The 9,192-nt window shown below is 72.0% G+C and carries 1 pseudogene; it reads right to left on the reverse strand.

The annotated features are described in order from the left end of the window. Nucleotides 1–9,188: pseudogene (locus tag A3IC_RS0110705) on the reverse strand (SDR family NAD(P)-dependent oxidoreductase); the annotation flags it as partial. Nucleotides 9,189–9,192 lie beyond the last annotated feature (4 nt).

Here is a 9,192-nt window from a genome sequence, read left to right on the forward strand (position 1 = left end):
TGCGCGTTCGTCCCGCTGATCCCGAACGACGACACCGCCGCCCGCCGCGGCCGACCCACCTCCGGCCACACCCGCGACTCGGTCAACAACGCGACCGCACCCGCCGACCAATCCACCTCAGGCGTCGGCTCGTCCACATGCAACGTCATCGGCAACACGCCACGGCGCATCGCCTCCACCATCTTGATGACCCCCGCCACACCCGCGGCAGCCTGCGCATGCCCGATATTCGACTTGATCGACCCCAACCACAACGGCCGACCCTCCGGACGATCCTGCCCATACGTCGCCAACAACGCCTGCGCCTCGATCGGATCACCCAGCGTCGTACCGGTACCGTGCGCCTCCACCGCGTCCACATCGGCCGACACCAACCCGGCACTTCGCAACGCCTGCCGAATCACCCGACGCTGTGCCGGACCGTTGGGCGCGGTCAACCCATTCGACGCCCCGTCCTGATTCACCGCCGAGCCGGCCACCACGGCCAACACCTGATGCCCATTGCGCCGCGCATCCGACAGCCGTTCCACCAGGAGCATCCCCACGCCCTCACCCAGCGCCGTACCGTCGGCACCACCGGCGAAGGACTTGCACCGCCCGGCTCGGGAAAGGCCCTGCTGGGCGCTGAAGTAGACGAACGTGTCCGGTGAGGCCATCACCGTCACGCCGCCGACCAGGGCCAGCGTGCACTCCCCCGACTGCAGTGCCTGAATCGCCCAGTGCAGCGCGACCAGCGACGACGAGCACGCCGTATCCACCGTCACCGCCGGGCCCTCCAGGCCCAGGACGTACGAGACGCGGCCGGAGGCGATCGCACCCGAATTGCTGCTGTAGGCGTAGTCGTGGTGCATCATCCCGGTGAACACACCGGTGCTACTGCCGCGCAGGGTGGCGGGATCGATGCCGGCGCGCTCCAACACCTCCCACGAGGTTTCCAGCAGCAACCGCTGCTGCGGGTCCATGGTCAGCGCTTCGTTCGGACTGATCCCGAAGAAGTCGGCGTCGAAGTCGGCGGCGTCGTACAGGAATCCGCCCTCGTTCACATACACCGAGTCGACGCGCTCGGCCTGCGGGTCGAAGAGCCGGTCGAGGTCCCAGCCGCGATCCGCCGGGAACCGGGAGATCGTGTCCCGTCCCTCGGCCAGCACCTGCCACAAATCCTCCGGCGAGCGCACGCCGCCGGGATAGCGGCAGGCCATGCCGACGATCACGATCGGGTCGTCCTTCGCGCGCGCCGGCCCGGCCGCCGGCTCGGCCTCGCGTACATCGAGGCGACCGGAGAGTTCGGCCGCCAGATGACGCGAGAGCACGATCGGCGTCGGGTGGTCGAACACCAGCGTCGCCGGCAGCCGGAGTTCGGTGGCCTCATTCAGCCTGTTCCGGAAGCCGACCGCGGCCAGTGAGTCGAAGCCCAGGTCGCGGAAGGCCCGTTCCGGTTCGATCGCCTCGGGTCCGGCGTGGCCGAGGATCGACGCGGCCTGCGCGCGCACCATGTCCAGCAGCAGAGCCTCCTGCTCCGAGCGGGGCAACCGCGCCAGCCGGTCCCGGAGTCCGTCCGCCCACAGGGCGGTGGCCTCGACCGTACGGCGCACCACACCACGGACCAGACCGCGCAGAATCGGCGGAACCGCCTCGCCCACGCCCAGCGCGCGCGGGTCCAGCCGGATCGGCACGAGCGCGGCGTCGGGGAGCCCGACGCCGGCATCGAACAGCGTCAGCCCGTCCTCGGTCGAGAGCGGCAGCACGCCGCCCCGGGAGATCCGGGCCCGATCGGTCGAGTCCAGCGTCCCCGTCATTCCGCTCGCCTGATCCCACAGACCCCAGGCCAGCGACGTGGCGGGCAGCCCGTGCGCCCGCCGATGGATTGCCAGGGCGTCCAGGTACGTGTTCGCCGCCGCGTAGTTGCCCTGGCCGGGGGCGCCGAGGACGCCGCCGGCGGACGAGAACAGGACGAACGCCGACAGGTCCATGTCCCGCGTCGACTCGTGCAGATTCCACGCCGCGTCCACCTTCGGACGCAGCACCGTGTCCATCCGCTCGGGAGTGAGGGAGGCCAGCAGCCCGTCGTCCAGGACGCCGGCCGCGTGCACGACACCGGTCAGCGAACGACCCGCCAACAGTTCGGCCAGCGCCTCACGATCGGCGACATCACACGCCACCACCTCGGCCGAGGCGCCCAGTCCGGACAGTTCCTCGACCAACTCCGCCGCGCCCTCGGCGGCCAAGCCACGCCGGCTCGTCAGCAACAGCCTGCGCACGCCGTACCGCGTGACCAGATGCCGCGCGAACAGGGCGCCCAGCGTGCCGGTACCACCGGTGATCAGCACGGATGCGTCCGGCCCGAACGCGTCCTGGGTCTCCCCGATCGGCACCCGCGCCAACCGCGCCGCGTGCGCCACGCCCTCGCGCACCACGACCTGCGGTTCGCCCGAGGCCAACGCAACCAGGAGGTCGTCGTCACGACCATCCAGGTCCGCCAGTACGATCCGCCCCGGCTCCTCCGACTGGGCCGATCGGATCAGACCCCACACCGCCGCACCGGCCGGATCGGTGACGTCCTCGCCCGGCAGGGCCATCGCACCACGCGTGACCACCAGCAACGTCGCGTTCGCGTACCGCTCGTCCGTCGACCACGCTTGCGCGACCCGCAACACCCGATGCGTCTGCGCACGCACGGCGGCGGCATCGCGCCCACCGTCGCAGCGCAGCACCACGTACGCCGGGACCACGTCGTCGGCCGCCAACGCATCCCACTCCACGAAGTCCCCGGCCACCTCGGCCGTGCCGGCGACCACCGGCCACTCCACCCGGAACAGCGCGTCGCGCAGCACGGATCGCCCCGCGTCCAGCGGTCCGACCGGCACCGGCCGCAGTGCCAGCGACTCGACGGCGGCCACCGGCCGACCGCTCGCGTCGGCGATCGCCAGCGCGACCCCACCGTCGCCCGCCGCCCGTACGCGCACCCGCAGCGCCGAGGCACCCGCCGCGTACAGCGCCACCCGCGACCAGGCGAACGGCAGCGAAGGCCCGTCCACCAGGCCGTCGGCCAGCCCGATCGCGTGCAACGCGGCGTCCAGCAAGGCCGGATGCAGACCGAACCGTTCCGCGTCCTCGTGCGCCGACTCGGGCAGCGCGACCTCGGCGTACACGTCGTCGCCGTGCCGCCAGGCCGCCCGCAGGCCCTGGAACACCGGGCCGTAGCCGAGCCCGCTCTCGGCCGCCTCCGGATAGAAGCCGGCCAGGTCGATCGCGGTCGCGCCGGCCGGCGGCCACGCCGTGAGGTCGAATGCCGGCGGTGGCGCGCTCGCCGTCAGCAGACCGGTCGCGTGCCGCGTCCAGTCCGGGTCCGCGGCGGCCGACTCGTCCCGCGAGTACACGCCGAGCGGCCGCGCGCCGGACTCCCCGGCCGCGCCCAGGACCACCTGTACGCGGACCGCGCCCCGTTCGGGCAGGAGCAACGGCGCCTCCAGGGTCAGCTCCGCCACGTTCGCGTAGCCCACCCGGTCGCCGGCCTGGGTGGCGAATTCCACGAACGCCGCCCCCGGCAACAGCACCGTGCCGCCCACCGCGTGCTCGGCGAGCCAGGTCTGGGTACCCAGGGACAGCCGTCCGGACAGGACCACGCCGTCCGAGTCGGCCGCCGACATGGTGGCACCGAGCAGTGGGTGATCCGCCGCGTCCAGTCCGGCGGAGGCGACCCCGCCGGCATCGGCGGGCGGCCGAAGCCAATAGCTCTCCCGCTGGAACGCGTACGTCGGCAGCTCGACCGGCCGCGGCGCGGCCTCGGCGAACAATGGCCGCCAATCCACGCCGGCGCCCTGTACGTACGCCTCCGACAGCGAGGTGACGAATCGGCGCAGGCCGCCCTCGTCCCGCCGCAGCGAACCCACCGTCGCCGCCGCCGCGCCGGCCGACTCGACGGTGTCCGCGAGCCCCACGAGCAGACCCGGGTGCGGACTCGCCTCGACGAACAGCCCGAAGCCGTCGGCCAAAAGCGCCCGAGTGGTCTCCTCGAAGCGGACGGTGTGCCGCAGGTTGGTGTACCAGTACTCGGCGTTCAGCTCCGAGGTGTCCAAGAGCCCGCCGGTCACCGTGGAGTAGAAGGCGATCGATCCCGTCCGCGGACGCACGTCCGCCAACGTGTCCAGGAGTTCGTCGCGGATCTCCTCGACGTACTTCGAGTGCGACGCGTAGTCCACCGGAATGATCCGGGCCCGAACCTCCTCCGACTCCAGTTGCGCGTGCAACTCGGCCAGCGCGTCCGGCGCCCCGCAGACGACCACCGAGGTCGGACTGTTCACCACCGCGAGCTGTAGGTCGTCCCGGCCCTCGATCCGCTCCAGCGCCCGCGACTCGGACAGCGCGACCGACATCATCCCGCCCCGCCCGGCCAGGCTCCGGCGAATGATCCGGCTGCGCAACGCGACGACTCGGGCACCCTCGTCCAGGGTCAGCGCGCCCGCGACACAGGCCGCCGCGATCTCGCCTTGCGAGTGACCGACCACGGCGGCCGGTTCGACTCCGAAGGCCCGCCACGCCTCGGCCAGCGAGACCATCACCGCCCACAGCACCGGCTGTACGACGTCCACGTGCTCCAGCGTCGGCGCGTCCGGCTCACCGCGAAGAACCGCGAGCAGATCCCAGTCGACGAACGACGCCAGCGCAGCGGCGCATTCCTTCATCCGCGCAGCGAACGCGGGTACGTCCGCCAACAAGTCGAGCGCCATACCCGACCACTGCGACCCCTGGCCGGGGAAGACGAAGACCGTCCTGGCTTCGCCCGGCGCCGCACCGTGCACGACGTTGTCGGCCGCGCCTCCCGCCGCCAACACATCGAGGGCGGCCAGGAGTTCGGCCGTATCGGCACCGACCACCGCACCACGGTGCTCGAAGGCGCCGCGCGACGTCAGCAGCGAATGGCCCACGTCGACCGGGTTCCACTCGCTCCCGCGCAGGTGCGCGCTCAGTCGGGCCGCCTGCCCGCGCATCGCCTCGCGGCCGCGTCCGGAGACGACGAGCGGAACGACGGGGAGTGCGGCAGGTACGGCCCGCGCCGACGTTTCGGCCTCTTCCGGCGCCTGCTCCAGGATGACGTGCGCGTTCGTGCCGCTGATGCCGAACGACGAGACGCCCGCCCGCCGGGCCCGCGAGGTCTCCGGCCACGGCTGAGGCTGCGTCAGCAACCGTACGTAGCCCGCCGACCAGTCGACCTGTGGCGTCGGCTCGTCCACATGCAGCGTCCGCGGCAGTACGCCGTGCCGCATCGCCTCGATCATCTTGATGATGCCGGCGACGCCGGCGGCGGCCTGGGTGTGGCCCATGTTCGACTTCACCGAGCCCAGCCACAGCGGCAGGTCCTCGGGGCGGTCCTGCCCGTACGTCGCCAACAACGCCTGCGCCTCGATCGGGTCGCCCAGCGTCGTACCGGTGCCGTGCGCCTCCACCGCGTCCACATCGGCGTAGGACAGCCCGGCATTGGCCAACGCCTGTCGGATCACTCGGCGCTGTGCCGGCCCGTTGGGCGCGGTGAGGCCGTTGCTCGCGCCGTCCTGGTTGATCGCGGTACCGCAGACCAGGGCCAACACCCGGTGACCGTTGCGGCGCGCGTCCGACAACCGCTCGACGAGCAGCATGCCCGCGCCCTCGCCCCAGCCGGTGCCGTCGGCCGCGGCCGCGAACGACTTGCAGCGGCCGTCCCGCGAGAGGCCGCCCTGTCGGCTGAACTCGATGAAGGTCTCGGGGGTGGCCATCACCGCGACCCCGCCGGCCAACGCGAGGGAGCATTCCCCGGAGCGCAGTGCCTGCACGGCGAAGTGCAGGGCGATCAGCGAGGACGAGCAGGCGGTGTCCACCGTCACCGCCGGGCCTTCGAGGCCCAGGACATACGAGACCCGTCCGGAGGCGATCGCGCCCGTGCTGCTGTTGTACGTGTAGTCGTGATACATCATCCCGGCGAACACACCGGTGCTGCTGCCGCGCAGGGTGGCCGGATCGATGCCGGCGTGCTCCAGGGCCTCCCACGAGGTTTCCAGGAGCAGGCGCTGCTGCGGGTCCATCATCAGCGCTTCGTTCGGGCTGATCCCGAAGAACCCGGGGTCGAAGGTGGGCGCGTCGTGCAGGAATCCACCCCGGTTGACGTAGCTGGTGTCCGGCCGCAACCCCTCCGGGTCGTAGACGCGCTCGATGTCCCACCCTCGGTTCACCGGGAACTCCGAGCCGGCGTCGCGGCCTTCGAAGACCAGCCGCCACAGATCCTCCGGCGACTCGATGCCGCCCGGGTAGCGGCAGCTCATCCCGACGATGGCGATCGGATCGTCGTCGAGCGCCGGCCCGGCGGCGGCGATCAGGCCGTCGTCGAGGGAGCCGGATACCTCCGCCAGCAGGAACCCGGCCAGTACGACCGAGTTGGGGTAGTCGAACACCAACGTCGCCGGCAGTCGCAGCCCGGTCGCCTCGCGCAGCCCGTTGCGCAACTCGACGGAGGCCAACGAGTCGAAGCCCAGGTCCCGAAAGGCCCGATCCGGGGCGATCGCCTCGGGTCCGGCGTGGCCGAGGACCATGGCCGCACGTGTGCGCACCAGCAGCACCAGCGCGTCGTGCCACTCGGCCTCGGGCAGACTCGCCAGCCGTCGCCGCAGCGTCTCCGCATCGGCCCGAACTCCCGTGGCACTGCGCCGCGCCACCGGGACCAGGCCGCGGTACAACTCGGCCAGGGAGTCGCCCTGGGCGCGCAACGCGGCGAGATTCAGGTCGATCGGGAGCACGGCGGTCTCGCCGAGGGCGGCGTCGAACAGCGCGAGTCCGTGGTCCGCGGTCAGCGGCGATACGCCGGCCTGTGCCATCCGGGACAGATCCGCCTCCGCCAAGGACCCGTTCATGCCGCCCGCCTGGTTCCAAAGTCCCCAGGCCAGCGACAGCGCGGGCAGCCCGTCGGCGTGACGTCGCACGGCCAGGCCGTCCAGGAAGGCGTTCGCCGCCGCGTAGTTGCCCTGACCGGGGGCACCCATCACGCCGGATGCCGAGGAGAACAGGACGAACGCCGACAGGTCCATGTGCCGCGTCAACTCGTGCAGGTTCCACGCCGCTTCGGCCTTGGGGCGGATGACCGCGTCGAGGCGCTCGGGGGTCAGCGAGGAGATCACGCCGTCGTCGAGGACACCCGCCGCGTGCACGACACCGGTCAGCGTACGGTCCGCCAACAGCGCTGCCAGCGCGTCCCGATCGGCGACGTCGCACGCCACGACCCGTACCTCGGCGCCCAGTTCCGCCAGCTCGGCGACCAACTCCGCCGCTCCCTCGGCCGCCGGGCCGCGCCGGCTCGTGAGCAACAGACGGCGCACACCGTGCCGGGTCACCAGGTGACGCGCGAACAAGGCACCCAGCGAACCGGTGCCGCCGGTGACCAACACCTCGCCATCCACGCCGAACCGGTCGACCACCTCGGCCTGTTCCGGCACCGCGACCCGGACCAGGCGCGCCGCGCGCACCACGCCGTCACGCACCAGGACCTGCGGCTCGCCCGAGTCCAGCGCCGAGCCCACATCCGCCCGGTCGCCGTCGACCAGTACGATCCGACCCGGCTCCTCGGACTGGGCCGATCGCACCAGACCCCACACGGCCGCGCCCGCGAGGTCGGTGACGCTCTCCCCCTCCAACGCCATCGCACCGCGCGTCAACACCACCAACTTCGCGTCGGCGAATCGATCTTCGGTCAGCCACGACTGCACCACGCCCAGCACCCGGCGCAAAGCCGTACGGACGGCGTCCGGCTCGGAGCCACCCGGCACGGGCAGCACCACAACCTCCGGAACGACCCCGCCCGAGTCGAGCTCGTCCCACGCCGCCGCGGTCACCGCGCGCGTTGCGGCGGCAACGGGGAGCCAGTCGAGGCGATACAACGCATCGCGAGCCTCGGCCGCGACCGGGCCGTCCTCGGACAGTTCCCGCAACGCGAGTTCGTCCACCGACGCCACCGGGCGACCGGCCGCGTCGGCGATCCGCAGGGACACCGCACCCGCGCGAACCGGGGTCACCCGTACGCGCAGCGCCGAGGCCCCGGAGGCGTACAGCTCCACACCGGACCACGAGAAGGGCAACGCCGCCCGCTCGCCCGTCGCCCCGGAAAGCGCGATCGCGTGCAACCCGGCGTCCAGCAGCGCCGGGTGCAACCCGAACCGCCCGGCATCGGCCTGCGCCCGCTCGGGCAACTCCACCTCGGCGAACACCTCGTCGCCGAGTCGCCACGCCGCTCGCAGGCCCTGGAATACCGGACCGTAAGCCAGCCCCGCAGCCGCCAGATCCGGGTAGAAGTCGGAGAGATCGACCACCGCCGCGCCCACCGGCGGCCACTGTGCGGATGCTTCCTCGCCTCGACCGGTCCCGGCCGCCAGCACGCCGGCGGCATGTCGCGTCCACCCGGACGTGTCCGTACGACGGGAGTACACATGCACCGGTCGGCCACCCGACCGGTCGGCGGCATCGACCACCACCCTTACCTGCACATGGCCCTGCTCGGGCAGAACCAGCGGGGCCTGGAGGGTCAGCTCCGCCAACTGCCCACAACCGACCTGGTCGCCGGCACGTACGGCCAGTTCCACATAGCCGGTACCGGGGAACAACACGGATCCGCCGACCACGTGGTCGGCCAACCACCGGTGCGACTCCACCGACAGCCGACCGGTGAACACGACCGCGTCGGACTCCGGCAGCGGCACCATCGCGCCCAGGAGGGGGTGTTCGGGCGAGTCCAGACCGGCGGAGGCGACATCACCGCCGTGCGTCGAGGGCTCGACCCAGTAGCGCTCTCGCTGGAACGCGTAGGTCGGCAGCGCGACCCGGCGTGCGCCGTGGCCGGCGAAGAACACGTCCCAGTCGACGAGGACGCCGTTCACGTGCAACTCGGCCAGCGCGGAAACCAACGACTCGACCTCGGGACGACCCTTGCGCAACGCCGGCAGCACCACGACATCGTCGTCGCCCACACACCCGCGCACCATCGCCGACAACACACCGTCCGGGCCGAGTTCCACAAACCGGGAAACCCCGCGCGACCGCAGGAATCCGACCCCGTCCGCGAAGCGCACCGCCTCGCGTACGTGCCGAACCCAGTAGCCGGGTGAACCCAACTCGTCCGCGAGATCACCCGTCACGTTCGACACGACCGGAATCGACGGCGCGGCATACGACAACCCC

The organism is Embleya scabrispora DSM 41855 (genome assembly GCF_000372745.1).
GTDB lineage: Bacteria > Actinomycetota > Actinomycetes > Streptomycetales > Streptomycetaceae > Embleya > Embleya scabrispora.